The 642-nt window shown below is 52.0% G+C and carries 1 protein-coding gene; it reads left to right on the forward strand.

Going from position 1 to position 642, the window contains the following annotated elements:
- Nucleotides 1-383 precede the first annotated feature (383 nt).
- Complete coding sequence (locus A3730_RS11365; protein WP_063520194.1) at nucleotides 384-563, forward strand: hypothetical protein; 180 nt, start codon at nucleotides 384-386, stop codon at nucleotides 561-563.
- The last annotated feature ends 79 nt before the right edge of the window (nucleotides 564-642 follow it).

Below are 642 nucleotides of genomic sequence, written 5' to 3' on the forward strand. Positions count from 1 at the left end.
CCAGAACGATTTCTATTACCATGAACAATGCGGGGTAACGACCCAGGCGGCTGGCCGGTTACTGTCCTGGCTGGTGGATCGCCGCCTGGATCGTTACCCCGCATTGTTCATGGTAATAGAAATCGTTCTGGGGCTGGGGTTGCTGAACTCGCTTTAGGGCTCATTTACGGTTCTTCACGGGTTAGAGTAAATAGCATGCTTCTCGATGCCGGATGCCTGACGTAAAGCCCCTTGCCTGAGCGACTGTCGTCGGGCATCCGGCGTCCAGCGGTTGCCGGGCGGGCTAATGAGACAAGTTCTGAAGCCGGCTGATCACTCAATTCCGCGATGAACCTAATTTACGGTATGCTCTGGTTACCAGTTGTAGTCATGGTGCTGAGCTAATGGGCGATATTCTGCCGTTCAAAAAACCGCAAAAGAAGATGCCAAAAAAAGGCATGTGTCAGCACGACTTTCACAAGTGGGTGATCTGCAAGGAAAAGCAGTTTGATGTGAAGCAGGGAAAGCTGGTGACGGTATACCGCTGTGATCGCTGCGGCAAAGAGAAAGTCAAAGCGCACTAATCGGATGATCCAGATGCTTGAAATGCGATCCAGTTGTGAAAGTTGCCAGTGTTCCCTGGCGGCCGATGCAGAAGCCTAT

Source organism: Alcanivorax sp. HI0044, from assembly GCF_001634945.1.

Bases quoted from the DNA above. Each gene is read 5' to 3' on its own strand.
- A3730_RS11365 (WP_063520194.1), top strand. From the start codon at position 384: ATGGGCGATATTCTGCCGTTCAAAAAACCGCAAAAGAAGATGCCAAAA.